The sequence below is a fragment of the Enterobacter sp. MEB024 genome (genome assembly GCF_030209635.1).
GTDB lineage: Bacteria > Pseudomonadota > Gammaproteobacteria > Enterobacterales > Enterobacteriaceae > Enterobacter > Enterobacter ludwigii.
In genome coordinates, this window is sequence record NZ_JARVRQ010000003.1 from 369840 (window position 1) to 386581 (window position 16742).

Consider the following 16742-nt stretch of genomic DNA (forward strand, 5'->3'; position numbering starts at 1 on the left):
AAAAAAAAGCCCGCGATGCGGGCTTTTATCATAGTGGGAAGTTAGAACTGGTACGTCATACCTACGCCAACGATGTCATCTGTAGAGATGCCATTTGCTTCGTAGAAGCTTTCGTCGTTGTCCAGCATGTTGATTTTGTAATCAACATAGGTGGAGAAGTTTTTGTTAAAGTTGTAGGTCATGCCGACGTCGATATAGTTAACCAGATCCATGTCGCCATGCTGGCCCTGTGGGTTACCCGCATTGCCAGGATAAGTCATGTCCTTGCCTTTGGAGTAAACCCATGCCAGGGACGGACGCAGGCCGAAGTCGAACTGGTATTGCGCTACGGCTTCAAAGTTCTGCGTCTCATCCGCAATCCCGGTATCGCCATATGGCGTCATATTACGGGTTTGCGCATACATCATCGCCAGATAAACGCTGTTGGCATCATATTTCGCGCCAACGGTCCACGCTTCCGCAGTCTTACCGCCGGCGAAACGTGCGCTGTCTTGTATACCCTTCGCTTCCTGCTCATTGGTACGGTCAGAAGAGGAGTAGGCCGCGCCTAAGGTCAGGCCAGACAGATCGCCGGAGAAATCATAGGTCGTGGACATACCGAAGCCGTCACCGTTCTGGAAACGCACGTCGTTATGACCGTTCTTGGTCCCTTCCTGATCTTCTGTTGCGTCCTGACCTTCGTTTGCCCCCTGATACTGCAGCGCAAAGTTCAGACCCTCAACCAGGCCGAAGAAATCGGCATTACGGTAGGTCGCCACACCGTTTGCACGGCCGACCATGAAGTTGTCGGTCCAGGTATAAGAATCGCCCCCAAATACGGGCAGCATATCGGTCCAGGCTTCAACATCATACACGACGCCGTAATTACGACCGTAATCGAATGAACCGTATTCGCCATATTTCAGGCCAGCGTACGCCAGACGGTTAAAAGAAGTATCACCGGCGTCTTCGGTATTATTGGCGTAGGTTTTATATTCCCACTGGCCATAACCAATAACATCGTTAGTGATTTGTGTTTCGCCTTTGAAACCAATTTGTACATAGGTTTCATCGCCATCATCCCCAGGGTGATCAGAGAAGGTATGACGCGCATCGATCTTACCGTACAGATCAACTTTATTGCCGTTTTTGTTATACATTTCAGCTGCATGTGCTGCGCCAGCCATTAATAACGCGGGTACGAGAATTGCCAGAACTTTTCTTTTCATTATATATTCCCTTTAAAGATAATTAATATGAATATATGTAATCACTCTCTGTCATTACAGAATTGATACTATTCTACGCAATGTCATTTTGGTTCAAAAATAAATGTAATTAAAATCGTAGAAATATTGCAAAATATTTCTATCTGTCGCTTTATTTTTCTGGTGAATTAGAGTTTAGGATATATAGAAATAAATTATCATTAAGTATTTAGCGGCAGTATTATTTAATATCTCCAATTGATATTAAATATATTTCCTCGGGAATGCAGGGTACACGCGTCCCTGTCAGGACAAGCCGTGATAGCGGCGGGGAAAGTTGCTATTGTAGCCGTTTTAACAACAGGACGTGATGATGGAACTTACGCAGTGGCAGTCTCGCTTTGAGCGTTGGCTCGATGAAAACCACGCGACCCACGACGCCGCGCATGATATTTCGCACTTTCGTCGTGTCTGGATGACGGCACAAAAAATCATGGCGAACCAGGCGGTCGATTCACTGGTGGTACTGACCGCCTGTTATTTTCATGACATTGTCAGCCTGCCGAAAAACCATCCCCAACGCAGTCAGTCATCACGTCTGTCGGCCAGCAAGACGCTCGACATTCTGCGTCGCGATTTTCCGGATTTCTCCTCTGAACGCTATGCGGCCGTGGAGCATGCCATTGAAGCGCACAGTTTTAGCGCCGGTATCGCGCCGCAAAGTCATGAAGCCAAAATTGTTCAGGATGCTGACCGGCTGGAAGCGCTTGGTGCTATTGGTCTTGCGCGCGTCTTTGCGGTATCGGGGGCGCTGGGCGTGGCGCTCTTTAACGCTGAAGACCCGTTTGCCGATGCGCGCACCCTTAATGACCGCGCCTTTGCCCTCGACCATTTTCAGACCAAGCTGCTGCGCTTGCCTGATACAATGCACACAGACGTGGGGCGCGAACTTGCGCAACACAACGCCGATTTTCTCATCCAGTTTATGGCGAAATTAAGTGCCGAATTACAGGGCGACTGCCTGGGGCTGGATACCCAGGTGCTGAGCCGCTTCCGTCGCAGTTTGAGCGAGTGAACTGTGGTAATCTGTTTCCAGTCTTTATTCTCCGGTTAAAAGAATGCAGGAAAATCGATCAGTGAGTGAGCCCGCGCCAGAGCAGGCTGAGAAATCAACGGCAACGGTGCAGGCTTTATTGCGCCAGCTGCTGGATATCTATGATGCTAAAACGCTGGCGAATCAGCTGGTGGCGCACGGTGAGAGCCACTGGAGTCCGGCAATCCTGAAGAGACTGCTGACCAGCGAGCGGGCAGGGCAGCGTCTGAGTGAGGGCGAGTTTCGTTACCTGCAAAACCTGCTTCCGCGTCCTTCAGCCGCGCACCCGAACTATGCCTTCCGTTTTATCGATCTGTTTGCCGGCATTGGCGGCATTCGACACGGGTTTGAGGCTATTGGCGGGCAGTGTGTGTTTACCAGCGAGTGGAACAAACATGCGGTCCGTACCTACAAAGCCAACTGGTACTGCGATCCCCATGAACACCGTTTCAACGCCGATATCCGTGATGTTACGCTGAGCCACAAAAGCGGCGTGAGTGATGAAGAGGCGGCTGAGCACATTCGCCAGTCAATTCCGGCCCATGATGTCCTGCTGGCGGGCTTCCCGTGTCAGCCTTTCTCGCTGGCCGGCGTGTCGAAAAAGAATGCCCTCGGACGCGCCCACGGTTTTGCCTGCGATACGCAAGGCACGCTGTTCTTTGATGTTGTCCGCATTATCGATGCCCGTCGTCCGGCGATTTTCGTGCTGGAGAACGTCAAGAATCTCAAGAGCCATGACGGCGGGAAGACCTTCCGCATTATCATGCAAACGCTCGAGGAGCTGGGGTATGACGTAGCGGACGCTCAGCATATGGGCGCGGATGACCCGAAAATCATCGACGGTAAGCATTTCCTGCCGCAGCACCGCGAACGCATTGTGCTGGTTGGTTTTCGCCGCGACCTCAAACTGAAGGGGGATTTTACCCTGCGGGATATTCCCTCTTTATATCCTGCGCGTCGCCCAACCGTGGCCGACCTGCTGGAGCCTGTTGTCGACGCGAAATTTATCCTCACCCCGGTGCTGTGGAAATACCTCTACCGCTATGCGAAAAAACACCAGGCCAAAGGCAACGGTTTTGGCTTCGGGATGGTTAATCCGAACGATCCGCACTGTGTGACGCGCACGTTGTCCGCTCGCTACTATAAAGATGGCGCAGAGATCCTGATCGACCGGGGCTGGGATAAAGCGCTGGGGGAGAAAGATTTTGACGATCCCGATAACCAGCGTCACCGTCCGCGCCGCTTAACGCCGCGTGAATGCGCTCGGCTGATGGGGTTTGAGACCCCGCAGGGTTACACCTTCCGCATTCCGGTGTCGGACACCCAGGCTTATCGGCAGTTTGGTAACTCGGTGGTTGTTCCCGCGTTTGCGGCGGTGGCAAAACTGCTGGCCTCCCGCATCAGACAGGCCGTGGCGTTACGTGAGAGTGAGGCCGTCAATGACGGATGTTCACAATAAGGCGACGCGCAGTAAAAACATGCGTGCCATCGGCACGCGTGATACCGCCATTGAAAAGCGGCTAGCCGGGCTGCTGACCGAGGCGGGGTTTGATTTCCGCGTGCAGGATGCCGCGCTTGCGGGCCGTCCGGATTTCGTTATCGATGCGTATCAATGCATCATCTTTACCCACGGCTGTTTCTGGCATCACCACGACTGCTACCTGTTTAAGGTTCCCGCGACGCGTACGGATTTCTGGCTGGAGAAGATTGGCAAGAACGTCGCGCGGGACAACCGTGACCTTAGCACGCTTCTCGCGCAGGGCTGGCGGGTGTTGATTGTCTGGGAGTGCGCGCTGCGCGGCAGATTAAGACGTAACGATGCCGACCTGACAGAACGGCTGGAAGAGTGGATCTGCGGCGGCGGGCAGGCCGCGCAGATCGACACCCAGGGTATTCACCCGCTTACGGTTTCTCCACCTCACACGGCGTAACAACCGGCTTCGCAGGAAGCAGATATTTCCCCAGCGTTACCAGCACAACGGCAAAGACAATCACGCCCAGCGCCAGCCATTCCACGGGAGATAACGTTTCGCCCGCAAAGCTGGTGCCCAGCAGTACGGCAACCACCGGGTTCACGTAAGCGTAGCTGGTCGCGATCGCCGGCGAGACATTGCGGATCAAGAACATATAGGCGTTAATGGCGATGACAGAGCCAAATAGAGCCAGGTAACCCACGGCCAGGAAGCCCGAAAGGTCCGGCATGGCTGTCAGTTTTTCGCCCGTCAGCGTTGAGGCAATCAGCAGCACAATTCCCGCCGCGAGCATCTCAATCGCGCCCGCCATCATGCCGGTCGGTAGCTCAATTCGTGAACCGTATACCGACCCAAATGCCCAGCTCATGGAGCCGATCAGGATAATCACTGCGCCCCACGGATTTCCGCTCAGGTTACCGCCGCTGTTGAGCAGGATGATCCCGGCAAGCCCGATCCCAATCCCTACCCATTCGAGCTTGCGGGTGCGGATGCCGAAAAGACGGCTAAAGCACAGGGTAAACAGCGGGACGGTCGCGACCACGACGGCGGCAATTCCGGACGGCACGTTCTGGTGCTCGGCGACCGTCACAAACCCATTCCCTATGGCCAGTAGCAGCAGGCCAATCAGGGCGGCATTGAGCATCGGGCGAAGCGGAGGCAACTTATGGCCCCGTAACAGCAGGAAGGCCATCAGTAACACGCCCGCCGAGAGAAAGCGTACGCCCGCCATCATGAGCGGCGGCCAGCTCTCCACGCCGATACGAATGACAAAGTAGGTGGAACCCCAGATGATATACAGCGAAAAAAGTGCCCCAATGAGCGGTAGCAGTTGCCGGAAACGCATAATCCCTCGCGACAAAATGAAAAGGTCGCTGACAGTAAACGCCAAAACTATCGGCCTGGCGAGCGCTTTAATTGTGTAGTTGATGTGAATTTTTTGTTGACGCGAGGTGCCTGTTTCCGGGTTTACACTTTTGCTCCATACTATTCACTTAATTACCAAAAAAAGAAGGAATGAGATTTTGGCAGGAAGTAGCTTATTAACATTACTGGATGATATTGCCACCTTACTGGATGACATTTCGGTGATGGGAAAACTGGCGGCGAAGAAAACCGCCGGGGTTCTGGGAGACGATTTATCGCTCAACGCCCAGCAGGTGAGCGGCGTTCGGGCCAACCGTGAATTACCGGTGGTATGGGGCGTAGCGAAGGGTTCATTCCTGAATAAGGTGATCCTGGTGCCGCTTGCGCTGCTGATCAGCGCGTTTATCCCTTGGGCGATCACGCCGTTGCTGATGATTGGCGGCGCATTTTTATGCTTCGAAGGCGCTGAGAAGATCCTGCACTCGTTCGCCGCACGTAAGAACAGCGACACGCCGGAAATGCGCCAGCAGCGTCTTGAGGCGCTGGCCGCGCAGGATCCTAAAACCTTCGAGCGTGATAAGGTGAAAGGTGCCATTCGTACCGACTTTATTCTGTCGGCGGAGATCGTGGCCATTACGTTAGGTATTGTCTCTGAAGCACCGCTTCTGAACCAGGTCCTGATCCTCTCCGGGATCGCCATTCTGGTCACGGTGGGGGTGTACGGGCTGGTGGGGCTTATCGTTAAGCTGGATGACATCGGCTACTGGCTGGAAGAAAAATCGAGCGCTATCGCTAAAGGTATCGGCAAAAGCCTGCTGGTGACCGCGCCCTGGCTGATGAAGAGCCTGTCAGTGGTTGGCACGCTGGCGATGTTCCTTGTCGGAGGCGGTATTGTGGTTCACGGTATCGCGCCGCTGCACCATGCTATTGAACATTTCGCCTCGACGCAGGGCAGCATAGTGGCGGCAATTCTGCCCACGCTGCTTAATCTTGTGCTGGGCTTTATCATTGGCATTATCGTGGTTGGGGCCGTAAAACTGGTCGAAAAAATCCGCGGAACGTCGCACTAATTGTTACCTGTTGCGGGGTGCAAAAAGATCATTCCTCGTCTAAATTGAAAACGTTTCACCCTGATACAGGAGGCAGGTATGGTCTTTTTGGTCAGTGATGAAGTTAAGCCTAAGAAGGGCGGCCCACGTATGATTGTCACCGGGTATTCCAGCGGTATGGTGGAATGCCGGTGGCACGACGGTTATAGCATCAAGCGGGAAGCGTTCCGTGAAGATGAGCTTCAGCCGGGAGACGGGCAGCGCAAGCGAGACAAGGCTTAATGACATAACGCCCGGCTTTGCCGGGCGTTTTTACCTTCCGTATCCGGCGTCGGGCAGTAATCAGGGAGTGTGTGTGCAGCGCGAGACCTTTGTTGTAAGACGATCTTTTCTGCAATGGCTGCATATGCGTAGCAATCCGGGGTTGATTGTTAATCTCTGTTTTCTCATCGTACTGATATTTTCCACGCTCCTGACCTGGCGAGAGGTGGTGGTACTGGAAGATGCGTATATCTCCAGCCAGCGTAATCATCTGGAAACGGTAGCCACTTCGCTGGACCGGCAGTTACAGTACAGCGTGGATAAAATGCTTTTTTTCCGCAAAAGCATGCGTGATGCCATCCAGACGCCGCTGGCCTTTGATGTCCTTTATGAAGCGATTTCACGCTTTAACGCCTTTCGCACGCGCCCCAGCTGGCAGCTCGCCGTTGATAAAAAACGCACTCTCCCCATTAACGGCGTGTCGGATGCGTTCGTCGAAAAAACCACGCTGTTGAATCGTGATCCTGAGCGTATCAGCAATGAAATTTCTGCCGCCCTCGAAGTGGGGTATTTACTCCGACTGGCGTCCTCGGTGGGGCAAAGTGAAGAGCGGGTAATCTATGCGTCACGCGCCGGGTTTTACCTTGCGACGGACGCGCCTGAACAGACGAGTGATATTAGCCAGCGCTATTACTATCTGGTTACCCAGCCGTGGTTTACCCAGCAGTCTGAACGTAACAATCGCGCTCGCGCGGTGCGCTGGTTTATCTCCAGCCCGTCGCCCTGGACCGGTGGTGAACGGATGATCACGGCCAGCGTGCCGATCTATTTTGACCATTACTGGTATGGCGTTGTGGCGATGGATTTCTCATTGAAGACCATGAAACATCTGCTGGAAGAGGCAACGCAAGAGCGTACAGAGGGGGAATATCAGCTGTACGACACCCGGCTGAATATGATTGCCACGTCAGAAGAGGCCGGCAGCCTGGTGAACCGGTTTGACGAACGCGAAACGGCGCAGATAGCACACGCAATCGAGAACGATACCGGCGGGGGGATCCGTCTCGGAAGCCGCTTTATCAGCTGGGAGCGGCTCGACCACTTCGATGGTGTGATTTTACGCGTTCATACCCTGCATGAAGGTGTGAAGGGGGACTTCGGCAGTATCAGTATCGTGCTGGCGCTGCTCTGGGCACTCTTCACCGCCATGCTTCTAATCTCGTGGCTGGTTATCCGTCGGATGGTCAGCAATATGTACACGCTTCAGCACTCTTTGCAGTGGCAGGCCTGGCACGATCCGCTCACCCGCCTGAATAACCGTGGTGCCCTGTTTGAGCGTGCCAAAATGCTGTCGGAAAAATGTCGGCAGCAGTCGCTGCCGTTCTCTGTGATTCAAATCGATCTCGACCATTTTAAAAGCATTAACGATCGCTTTGGCCATCAGGCCGGGGACAAAGTGCTTTCCCATGCCGCGGGCCTGATTGGCAGCGCACTGCGCAAGAATGATGTTGCCGGACGCGTGGGTGGGGAAGAGTTCTGCGTGGTACTGCCCGGCAGCGGGCTTGAAGAGGCGAGGGGGATTGCGGAACGCATTCGCTCACGCATCAACAGTAAAGAGATCCTGGTGAAAAAGAGTACCACCGTGCGTATCAGTGCCTCACTGGGGGTAAGTAGCGCCCAGGAAAAGGACAATTACGATTTCGAACAGCTGCAGTCAGTGGCGGATGCCCGGTTGTATCAGGCCAAGCAGTGCGGGCGTAACCGGGTGTTCTGGCACGATCAGGATAAGAAGTGATCCAGCCCCTCCTGCCAGCCCGCGGGTCCGGGCTGTTGCGTGTGGTACACCCGGGCGGGGTTATCGTCACGTAACGTGATGCCCTGCCGGTTAATGCCCTTGATCACCACGGCGTAGTCCACGCTGTCCAGCAGCGGGGCATCATTTGGACCATCGCCAAGCCCCAGGGTGACCGGCACAATGCCTTCCCGCTCACGGTACTGCTCAATCAGCCAGTCAACCGCAACGTCTTTACCGCAGCGAGCATCCAGAACATGCCAGAAGCGGGCTCCCTGCAGGCATTTCAGGCCGCACTGCGCCAGCGCCTCGTCAAATTGCGCCATTTTTTCATCGCTGTCGCGCCAGATGAGCGTGACGGAGGCTTCGTGTCGGCGCGCGAGGGTCGAACGATAGCGCGTCAGCCCCGTCCACTCGCTGATAACCCGTTCGTCGACGTCATCAAAGGTGGTGAATTTAAAGCCCCTCTGCTGGCGAATCTGGTCGATCAGCGGGCGAATGTCACGGTGCGTCATCCCCCTGATGTGGCGTCGACCTGTCTCCCAGCGCACGTCGGACTGAATCACCGCGCCATTCTCAGCTATGAAGGGTAACCCCTCCAGACCCAGATCCTGCTGGATATCCAGCATTTCTGCTGCGGTCTTGCTGCTGCAGAGAATAACCGGCACCTGATTATCCTGGAGGGTGTCCAGCCAGGGCATGGCCGGTTGCCACTCGTACGTATGAATATCGAGCAACGAGCCGTCGAGATCGGAAAAGATCAGCAGGCTATCCTGCAGTGAAGGCATAACGACTCCTGATAACTGGCAAACTGCCGCCTAAGAATATTCCTAAAAAAATTCCTAATGCTTAAGTGAGGCAAAAGGGTATCTCTCCTGCCAAACCCGCATGCGGCGCATGTTGTCCCTCATAACTAAATTTATTATGTACCAAATATTATATTCGCCATGAGAATATATGCTTGTCATACAAAATGGTTGAGGATAGTGTTTTGTGTACATCAGATTTCCTGGTGTAACGAATTTTCAAGTGCTTCTTGCATAAGCAAGTTTTGATCCCGGCCATCCCCATGACCGGGATTTTTTTCGTCCTAACGATTTGCTTCAGACACGCTAAAATCGTGGATATCAAGCTCGAAGGCCTCCGCCAGTTCACGGTAGGTGTGATAATCCCTTCCGTTCACAATGACCCTGTCTGAATTGTCGTCTGAACGACGGACTTCTGACTCACTGATCTCATTGATGGCGGCCAGCAGGGCATCGACATCCACCTCAACCTCGCGTTTGATGGTGTCGCTGTACTCTTTGTCGGTCTTCATTACGGGGTACCTCATTTTGCCGTCTCCAACCGTAAGTATAGACTGCGCACAAAAACGCCATTCACACCGGGCAGCGATGCCAGTTAAGGCGTTTTGTTCTACACTGGCTCAAAACCAGAGGAGGAACGTATGAAGGTCAACGATCGGGTAACCGTTAAAACGGACGGTGGGCCGCGCCGCCCGGGTGTGGTCCTGGCAATTGAAGAGTTTAGTGAAGGCACGATGTACCTGGTATCACTTGAAGACTACCCGCTCGGCATCTGGTTTTTTAACGAACTAGGACACCCGGATGGCATCTTTGTAGAGAAAGCGCAATAGCATGGCGTCGGGTGGCGACTGGCGCGCCCGACACTGTCCGCAGAAGCAAAAATCTCTGGCCAGGCCAGAGATCAAAGGTAGGGTGCAAAGGGTTTTTTTAGCGACTAACGCATGTTGACGAAAATCCCGTTCGTCACATTATCGGTGAGGCGTACCACGTGATAGATCACTTGCTTATTATGCGTTTTAATTTTCCTTTTAATATTTCCTTTATGTGACGAAACGGTTTTGGCTTTAATATTCATCTGGTCTGAGATCTGAATAGTCCCTTGCCCTGCCATCCACATTCGCAGCATGCTTGATTCAGTCCTGCTTAATGATAGGGTGGGTAAGTTAACCGCTCCTACATTTTTAACTTCTTTATTCAAATAATCACCCAGAATGTCATCCAGCGACTCTGGTTTAATCGATTTAGAACTGATCAATAAATTTTTACGAACCAACAAATACTCATCGAAATGGATATTCGCGATCGCCATAAAAACAATAAACAGGGTTTTTGGATGCTGATTAATGATTTGCTTAATGTGCTGACTGTTGGCTGGATCGTGAATGAAACAGTCCTCATTAATAAACACCACGCCTGGTTTAAGTTCGTCACAAGCGGCTGCGAGTTCGTCAACGGTGTGTGCATCGTTGATGTCTCTCTTTCTTACCCCTCTGCTTGCCAGGTACCCGGTTAACCCTAGCCGGGTGTAGCTGCATAAATCCATAATGATCGTTGACATGGCATACCCTCACTCAATGCGTAACGATAATTCACCATCTGCCTGAGAGCTCATAACAGCCATACGGGATGGAAAAAATTAATAAACCTGTGAGCATGACAAAGACTTTCAGGCGGACTCACTATCCCGTAAAGTTACGTATAATTTGCCAGGAATCTTCTTAAAGTAAAGTAAATATTAAGTATTGTGAGGTGGTTAGAAACAATTAAACCGCGTCAGATATATCCTGGAAGATGTTTTTCACATTTTATTTTAGGAATATCCTCAGAAAGACAATATCAACTGTGAGGGCTATTATTTACGCGGTAGCTCACTGATAATATCTGCTAACAGATTGAATATCTCGCCGAATAAGTGCTCACAGAAGGGGGCGATAAGGGGCATCAGTAATGACATTAATAAAATACCGACCGTCAGCGTCAGCGGAAAACCAATGACGAACACTGAGAGCTGCGGTGCCATTCGGTTGAGTAAGCCTAAGGCGAGGTTAACGGTCAGCAGCAGGGCGATGATCGGCAGCGCCAGCATCAGGCCGTTCAGGAAAACAAGCCCGGCCGCACGCGTAAGCGCCAGAAACGCGTTGCTGTTCACCGGGTTTTCCCCAATCGGCAGCGTATGGAAAGTATCCACCAGCATGGAGATGAGCCACAGATGGCCGTTGAACGACAGGAACAGCAGCATGGCGAGCAGATCGATAATGCGCGCCAGCACCGGCATGTTGAGGTGGCTACCGGGATCCACAAACGTGGCGAATGATAAACCCATTTGCAGGCCAATCAGTTCGCCGGCGGTCCGCACGGCCGCGAAGGCAAGCTGCATGGTAAAGCCTACGGCCACGCCAATCATCACCTGTTGCAGTGCAACCCACACCGCTTTCGCCGAGAAGATCGGAATATCCACGGGCGGGAGAGAAGGGGCGACGATAATGGTGATGATGATGCCCAGCCCCACTTTGACGCGCTTGGGTATCGTTTTCTCACTGAGAATGGGGGCCGTTGTAATCAGCGCTAGGATACGCAGCATCGGCCAGAAATAGACGCCAAGCCATTGAACCCACTGGTCACTGGTGAAGTGCAGCATCGTCGGGTCAGCCGATGATGTACGGCAGATTGGTAAACAGGTTGCGCATATAGTCCAGCAACAGGTTCAGCATCCACGGCCCGGCAACGATAATCGCCACGAACACGGCGATGATTTTTGGGATAAATGACAGCGTCATTTCGTTAATCTGCGTGGCGGCCTGCAGGATACTGATAATCAGACCGGTCACCAGCGCGACAAGCAGTAACGGCGCGGCAACGGCTATCGCGATTTTCATCGCTTCCGTGCCCATCATCATGACCGATTCTGGCGTCATTACGGCTCCTTAACTGTAGAAACTCTGCGCCAGCGAACTGACCAGCAGTTGCCAGCCATCGACCAGGACAAAGAGCATGATCTTAAAGGGCAGGGCAATGGTGGCCGGGGGCACCATCATCATCCCGAGCGCCATCAGAACGCTGGCGATCACCAGATCGATAATCAGGAACGGAATAAAGATGGTAAAGCCAATCTGAAAGGCCGTTTTCAGCTCACTGGTGACATACGCAGGCAGCAGAATACGCATCGGAACGGCTTCCGGTCCCTGAAGCTCGCCGGTATTGGACAGGCGGGCGAAGAGTGCCAGGTCGGCTTCCCGGGTCTGGCGGAGCATAAACTCCCGCAGCGGCTGAGCCCCTTTATCGAGCGCCTCCTGCATGGAGATTTTATCTTCGCTAAACGGCTGGTATGCGTCGGTATAAATCTTGTCGATAACCGGCGACATAATGAAAAAGGTTAAAAACAGCGCCAGACCCAGCAGTACCTGGTTAGGCGGCGCGGACGGGGTGCCCAACGCATTGCGCAGCAGACCAAAGACGATGATGATTCGGGTGAAACTGGTCATCATCAGCAGGATCGCCGGAATAAACGTCAGCGAGGTGATGAAAACCAGCGTCTGCACCGGCAGCGACCAGCTTTGCCCGCCGCCTGCAAGAGGGGTTGAGACCAGACCGGGCAGTTGCGCGTAAACCGCAGGGGCAAACAGGCCGACGCCCGCAAGCGTAAGGGATAACAAACGGCGCATCAGGATCTCCCGGAACGCTTAAGCAAACTCTTCATGACGGACTGAAAATCCGCAGGGACTTCTGCGCGCTCGTCACCCGTTGCCGGGGCTGGCGGCAGTTTATGCAAGACGTTGATGCTGGAGGCAGTCACGCCCAGCACCAGCCGTGCATCTTCCACATCGACAACGACCACGCGCTCGCGTGGCCCCAGTGTCGTGCTGGCGCTGACCTTCAGACCGCGGGTGCCGGCGGTTTTACCCGCCAGGCCGAAGCGCTTCGCCAGCCATGCGACGATAAGAATAAAGGCAATAATACCGAGCAACGCGCCACTCACCTGGAGCAGCGGAGAGCCGGGAACGGCAGAGGGCTGTGATATTGTTGCCTGGGTTTTCATGCTTAACGGCTCAGACGACGCATACGTTCAGATGGCGTAATAATGTCGGTGATGCGCACGCCGTATTTATCGGCAACCACCACGACTTCACCCTGGGCAATGAGATAACCGTTGATCAGAATATCCAGCGGTTCGCCGGCGAGACCGTCAAGGGCCACCACGGAACCCTGCGTCAGACGCAGCAGCTCTTTAATGGTCATGCGGGTGCGGCCCAGTTCCACGGTCAGCTTAACCGGGATATCCATAATCAGATCAATATCCTGCAGCGTACCGCTGACATCGCCGCCGCCGAGCTGCTGGAACACAGCATCCGCTGCACTTTTGGCCGGAGTCGTTTTTTGCTCGTTTAACGCGTCAGCCCACAGATCGTCCAGTGCTCCGCTGTTTTCATCGGACGGATTGTTCATGTCACTCATTTGGGCTGTTCCTCATTCAGCGAATTCAATATCGGGTTGATCAAGTGCTCAACGCGTAACGCATACTGACCGTTAATTGTGCCGTACTGACTTGTCAGCACGGGGACACCATCCACATGGGCAATAATGCGGTCGGGTTTTTCTATCGGCAAAACATCGCCGGGTTGTAATTTCAGGATCTGGGATAAGCGCAGCGGGATATCCGCGAAGCTCGCCACCAGTTCAAGCTGAGAATGCTGAACCTGACGCACCAGGTTTTCACGCCAGTTCTGATCTTCGTTGCGTGAGTTCTCCAGCGGCGGGTTGACCAGCAGTTCACGCAGCGGTTCGATCATGCTGAACGGCAAGCAGATGTTGAACTCACCGGTCAGGTTACCGATCTCCACATGGAACGGGGTATTCACGACGATATCGTTCGGGGAGGTGGTGATATTGGTAAATTTCACCTGCATCTCAGAACGTACGTACTCCACTTCCAGCGGGTTAATTGCTTTCCACGCGTCGCTGTAAGATTCCAGCGCCAGCTTCAGCATGCGGTTGATGACGCGCTGCTCGGTGTGGGTAAATTCACGCCCTTCCACTTTGGTCGGGAAACGCCCGTCGCCACCAAACAGGTTATCCACCGCAATGAACACCAGGCTTGGCGAAAACACCACCAGACCTGTGCCGCGCAGCGGTTTCAGGTGGATCAGGTTAAGGTTCGTTGGCACCGGCAGGTTGCGGGCAAACTCATGATACGGCTGGATGCGGATCGCACCGACCGTGATATCCGGGCTACGACGCAGCAGGTTAAACAGCCCCATACGGAACTGACGTGCAAAACGTTCGTTAATGATCTCCAGCGCCTGCAGACGTTCACGTACTACGCGGCGCTGGGTATTGGGATCATAGGGACGAATATCGCTATCGCCGCCAATACCCGGTTGCGGATCATCGTTCTTATCGCTGTCGCCGTTAAGAAGCGCGTCGATTTCTGCCTGAGAAAGAATACTGTCGCCCATGTCGTTACCGCAGTATGAAGGCTGTATACAGAACGTCAGTGACTTCCTGCTTGGGTTGACCGTTTACCAGCGGGGTTGCCAGCGTCTGTTTAATGGCGTCGACCAGCTTTTGCTTACCGTCATCGGTAGCAAGCGTTGAGGCGTCCTGACGAGAGAACAGCAGCAGCAGACGGCTACGCACTTCAGGAAGATAATCATTCAGGCGCGCACGCGTGGCTTCATCTTTCAGGCGTAACGTAATACCCACATACAGCACACGATCCGCATCACCCAGATTCACGGTGAAGGTATCCAGTGGGAAGAATACCGGTGCCGGCGGAGGAGGCGGTTCGGCTTTGGCCGCAGCGGTAGAAGGTTCCTGCTGCATACGCCAGTAACTATAGCCCGCGGTAGCGCAGGCGGCGAGCGTGATTAACACCAGCAGCGGGATCCAGATGGAACGCTTGCTTTTTTTGGTGATCGCGGAGTCAGTCATCTGATACGAGCTTCCTGTTTCGGTACAGCTTAATAAGGTGATTATCCCGTGTCCTGCTGTCGTCAAAGCGTGGAAAAGACGGGGATAATCACGCTACCTCGGGCGTTTAGGCAAAGATGTCTACGGCACTGTTGCCACGCGCCGCGGATTGCAGGGCGGCAGGGGCAGGCAGTAACTCATCGCTCTCCTCATTAAAACCGCCGGTATTACCGGAACGTGAAGCCTGTTGCTGCTGTTGAGAGGAGGACTGCTGCTGTCCGGCAAAGCTCTCGCTGCTGACACTGCTTTGCGCGAGCTGAATGCCACTCTCAGCAAGCGACGTGCGCAGGACCGGCAGTGCAGCTTCCAGGGCCGCACGCACGTGGCTGTGCGCCGACACCATTTGCAGCTGTGCCTGGTTATCATCCAGTTTCAGGGTAATCTGGACCTGGCCCAGATCTTCCGGGTGCAGACGCAACTCTGCGGTCTGCTGGCCCTGTTTCGTGAACAACGTAATGTGCTGACTCAGAGATTGCTGCCACTCCTGGGTTCCCAGCGGCTGGCTCAATACCGGTGCCGTGGCAACGGTTGCGGCAGCGTGGCTGGTGACGTTGCTGGAAATGACGGGCGCAAGCGTTGCGGTCGGGGCTGTTGAAGAGGGTGAACTGGCGAGATCCTGCTTCTCAGCGGCGGCGGCCACGATCGGGGTCGCCGGTGCGTTGACCGGTTGAGACGGATCGGCGTTTTGCGCCTGCGCCTGATAAGTCGACGCTTGTTGCGCTTTTTCATGGCCCGCCAGCAGGGTGCTCATGGACTGTTGACCTGCACCATTTTGCGAAAGCGCGGCAGCGTTCAGCGTTGATTTCGCCGTCACGCCAATACCTGTCGCGCCAGAGGCCACCGGCGTTGCCGTCTGCGGGTGGGGCAGCATCGCCATCAGCGCGCTCAACCCTGCCAGCTCTTCTTCGCTCAGCTCGCTTTTGCTGTCATCCTGCGTTTTCACCGCGCTCAGGGTCTTCAGGGCATCACCTTTTGAAACCGGCACCAGCCCGGAAACGAGGGTTTCCAGCGGGGTGGCTGCTGTCGGTTCATCGCCTGTCAGGGCTGGCTGACGCGAGAGCAGGTTGGCTATTTTGGCCTGCAGGGTGTTCTCTCCCCCGGTTTCCTGAGCAACTTTTGACAGCTTACTGCCGGCTGCTTTCAGGTCAGCCAGCGTCAGCGGCGCATCGTTGCCCTGGCCTGTTGCGTCCGTCAGGGCGCTTGCCAGCAGAGAAAGAAAGTCTTGTGCACCGTCGGTGCCTTTCCCTGTTTGCATGCCGCCCGACAGGTCGCTGTCGGTCATCAGCAGTTGTTGCAATGTGATCATTCCGGTTTCCTCATTGATGCGCGCTGGGCAAACTCATCCATTTTCTTCTGATCCAGACGGTTTTCCGCCAGGGTCGTTGCCGCGATCTGTCGGTCCTGTAAGGTCTGCCAGGCCTGCAGTCGCTGCTTTTTCTCGCGCCAGAAATTCAGCGCGGTGTCGACTTTCTGGGTCCACTGGTTAAGCTGCTGGCGATGCTGTTCTATCGCCTTTTCCAGCGTCTGAATAAACTGCTGATAGTTAATCCAGCGCTGGCTTCCAATGCCTTGTGTCATATCGGTATTGAGGTTGGTGCGATATTCATGCTGATAGTCGATTAACATCTTCAACTGCTCTTCAGCCTGCTGGCACCCGCGTCGCATTGCACCGAGCTGCAATGCGGCATCATCAACTTCTTTCTCAGCCAGATCTTTCAGCGTTGATAACGCGCTGTTTTGCGCCATGACC

20 protein-coding genes and 1 pseudogene are annotated in these 16742 nt (G+C 54.1%); 7 read left to right on the forward strand and 14 right to left on the reverse strand.

Going from position 1 to position 16742, the window contains the following annotated elements; all coding sequences use genetic code 11:
* Window positions 1-41: 41 nt before the first annotated feature.
* Window positions 42-1208 (reverse strand): porin OmpC, encoded by a 1167-nt coding sequence (gene ompC, locus QRN24_RS07895; protein ID WP_059306564.1) that lies wholly within the window; start codon window positions 1206-1208, stop codon window positions 42-44.
* Window positions 1209-1560: 352 nt separating this feature from the next.
* On the opposite strand from ompC, the gene QRN24_RS07900 reads away from it, so the two are divergent.
* The 3 genes from QRN24_RS07900 to QRN24_RS07910 all read left to right on the forward strand — a co-directional run bounded on the left by QRN24_RS07900 (window position 1561) and on the right by QRN24_RS07910 (window position 4211).
* The gene (locus tag QRN24_RS07900) at window positions 1561-2262 is read left to right on the forward strand and encodes a phosphohydrolase (protein WP_279262263.1); all 702 of its coding nucleotides are present in this window, start codon (window positions 1561-1563) and stop codon (window positions 2260-2262) included.
* A gap of 61 nt (window positions 2263-2323) precedes the next feature.
* The gene (locus QRN24_RS07905) at window positions 2324-3739 is read left to right on the forward strand and encodes a DNA cytosine methyltransferase (RefSeq protein WP_279261408.1); all 1416 of its coding nucleotides are present in this window, start codon (window positions 2324-2326) and stop codon (window positions 3737-3739) included.
* On the forward strand, window positions 3720-4211 hold the full coding sequence (locus tag QRN24_RS07910) for a very short patch repair endonuclease (RefSeq protein ID WP_032678473.1): 492 nt from the start codon (window positions 3720-3722) through the stop codon (window positions 4209-4211). The genes QRN24_RS07905 and QRN24_RS07910 overlap by 20 nt, the downstream gene beginning before the upstream one ends.
* Here QRN24_RS07910 and yedA read toward each other — a convergent pair.
* Window positions 4183-5097, reverse strand: a complete 915-nt coding sequence (gene yedA / locus QRN24_RS07915; RefSeq protein WP_020883329.1) for a drug/metabolite exporter YedA — start codon at window positions 5095-5097, stop codon at window positions 4183-4185. The genes QRN24_RS07910 and yedA overlap by 29 nt on opposite strands.
* A gap of 178 nt (window positions 5098-5275) precedes the next feature.
* Between yedA and QRN24_RS07920 the strand changes: the two genes are divergently transcribed.
* The 3 genes from QRN24_RS07920 to dgcQ all read left to right on the forward strand — a co-directional run bounded on the left by QRN24_RS07920 (window position 5276) and on the right by dgcQ (window position 8222).
* Window positions 5276-6187, forward strand: a complete 912-nt coding sequence (locus tag QRN24_RS07920; protein WP_279261407.1) for a DUF808 domain-containing protein — start codon at window positions 5276-5278, stop codon at window positions 6185-6187.
* Window positions 6188-6265: 78 nt separating this feature from the next.
* The gene (locus QRN24_RS07925; protein ID WP_014170745.1) at window positions 6266-6448 is read left to right on the forward strand and encodes a YodC family protein; all 183 of its coding nucleotides are present in this window, start codon (window positions 6266-6268) and stop codon (window positions 6446-6448) included.
* Window positions 6449-6521: 73 nt separating this feature from the next.
* Window positions 6522-8222, forward strand: coding sequence for a cellulose biosynthesis regulator diguanylate cyclase DgcQ (gene dgcQ, locus QRN24_RS07930; protein WP_032678471.1), 1701 nt, complete (start codon window positions 6522-6524; stop codon window positions 8220-8222).
* Here dgcQ and QRN24_RS07935 read toward each other — a convergent pair.
* Both QRN24_RS07935 and yodD read right to left on the reverse strand, forming a co-directional pair.
* Entirely contained in the window at window positions 8207-9007 is an 801-nt protein-coding gene (locus QRN24_RS07935; protein WP_284942600.1) for a mannosyl-3-phosphoglycerate phosphatase-related protein, read from the reverse strand. The genes dgcQ and QRN24_RS07935 overlap by 16 nt on opposite strands.
* Window positions 9008-9309: 302 nt before the next feature.
* Window positions 9310-9537, reverse strand: coding sequence for a YodD family peroxide/acid resistance protein (gene yodD, locus QRN24_RS07940; protein WP_008500310.1), 228 nt, complete (start codon window positions 9535-9537; stop codon window positions 9310-9312).
* Window positions 9538-9666: 129 nt separating this feature from the next.
* On the opposite strand from yodD, the gene dsrB reads away from it, so the two are divergent.
* On the forward strand, window positions 9667-9855 hold the full coding sequence (gene dsrB / locus QRN24_RS07945) for a protein DsrB (RefSeq protein WP_020883333.1): 189 nt from the start codon (window positions 9667-9669) through the stop codon (window positions 9853-9855).
* Window positions 9856-9959: 104 nt separating this feature from the next.
* On the opposite strand, the gene rcsA is transcribed toward dsrB, so the two are convergent.
* From rcsA to fliJ, 10 genes and pseudogenes are all read right to left on the reverse strand, one after another.
* Window positions 9960-10583: a transcriptional regulator RcsA gene (gene rcsA / locus QRN24_RS07950; RefSeq protein WP_008500313.1), complete on the reverse strand. Its 624-nt coding sequence runs from the start codon at window positions 10581-10583 to the stop codon at window positions 9960-9962.
* Between the two features lie 278 nt (window positions 10584-10861).
* Window positions 10862-11663 (reverse strand): annotated as a pseudogene (fliR, locus tag QRN24_RS07955) (flagellar biosynthetic protein FliR).
* 7 nt (window positions 11664-11670) lie between these two features.
* Window positions 11671-11940 carry a flagellar biosynthesis protein FliQ gene (gene fliQ, locus QRN24_RS07960; RefSeq protein WP_008500315.1) on the reverse strand — a complete coding sequence of 90 codons (270 nt, stop codon included), beginning with the start codon at window positions 11938-11940 and terminating at the stop codon, window positions 11671-11673.
* A 9-nt stretch (window positions 11941-11949) separates the two neighbouring features.
* Entirely contained in the window at window positions 11950-12687 is a 738-nt protein-coding gene (gene fliP / locus QRN24_RS07965) for a flagellar type III secretion system pore protein FliP (RefSeq protein WP_008500316.1), read from the reverse strand.
* Window positions 12687-13061 carry a flagellar biosynthetic protein FliO gene (fliO, locus tag QRN24_RS07970; RefSeq protein WP_014170739.1) on the reverse strand — a complete coding sequence of 125 codons (375 nt, stop codon included), beginning with the start codon at window positions 13059-13061 and terminating at the stop codon, window positions 12687-12689. Before fliO ends, fliP begins: the two co-directional genes overlap by 1 nt.
* Before the next feature lie 2 nt (window positions 13062-13063).
* A complete protein-coding gene (gene fliN, locus QRN24_RS07975; RefSeq protein ID WP_014170738.1) occupies window positions 13064-13477 on the reverse strand; it encodes a flagellar motor switch protein FliN in 414 nt (137 codons plus the stop codon).
* A complete protein-coding gene (fliM, locus tag QRN24_RS07980; protein ID WP_014170737.1) occupies window positions 13474-14478 on the reverse strand; it encodes a flagellar motor switch protein FliM in 1005 nt (334 codons plus the stop codon). The genes fliN and fliM overlap by 4 nt, the downstream gene beginning before the upstream one ends.
* Window positions 14479-14482: 4 nt before the next feature.
* On the reverse strand, window positions 14483-14953 hold the full coding sequence (gene fliL, locus QRN24_RS07985; protein ID WP_020883336.1) for a flagellar basal body-associated protein FliL: 471 nt from the start codon (window positions 14951-14953) through the stop codon (window positions 14483-14485).
* A 106-nt stretch (window positions 14954-15059) separates the two neighbouring features.
* On the reverse strand, window positions 15060-16298 hold the full coding sequence (fliK, locus tag QRN24_RS07990) for a flagellar hook length control protein FliK (protein ID WP_284942602.1): 1239 nt from the start codon (window positions 16296-16298) through the stop codon (window positions 15060-15062).
* Window positions 16295-16738: a flagellar export protein FliJ gene (gene fliJ / locus QRN24_RS07995; RefSeq protein WP_014170734.1), complete on the reverse strand. Its 444-nt coding sequence runs from the start codon at window positions 16736-16738 to the stop codon at window positions 16295-16297. The genes fliK and fliJ overlap by 4 nt, the downstream gene beginning before the upstream one ends.
* Window positions 16739-16742: the final 4 nt, after the last annotated feature.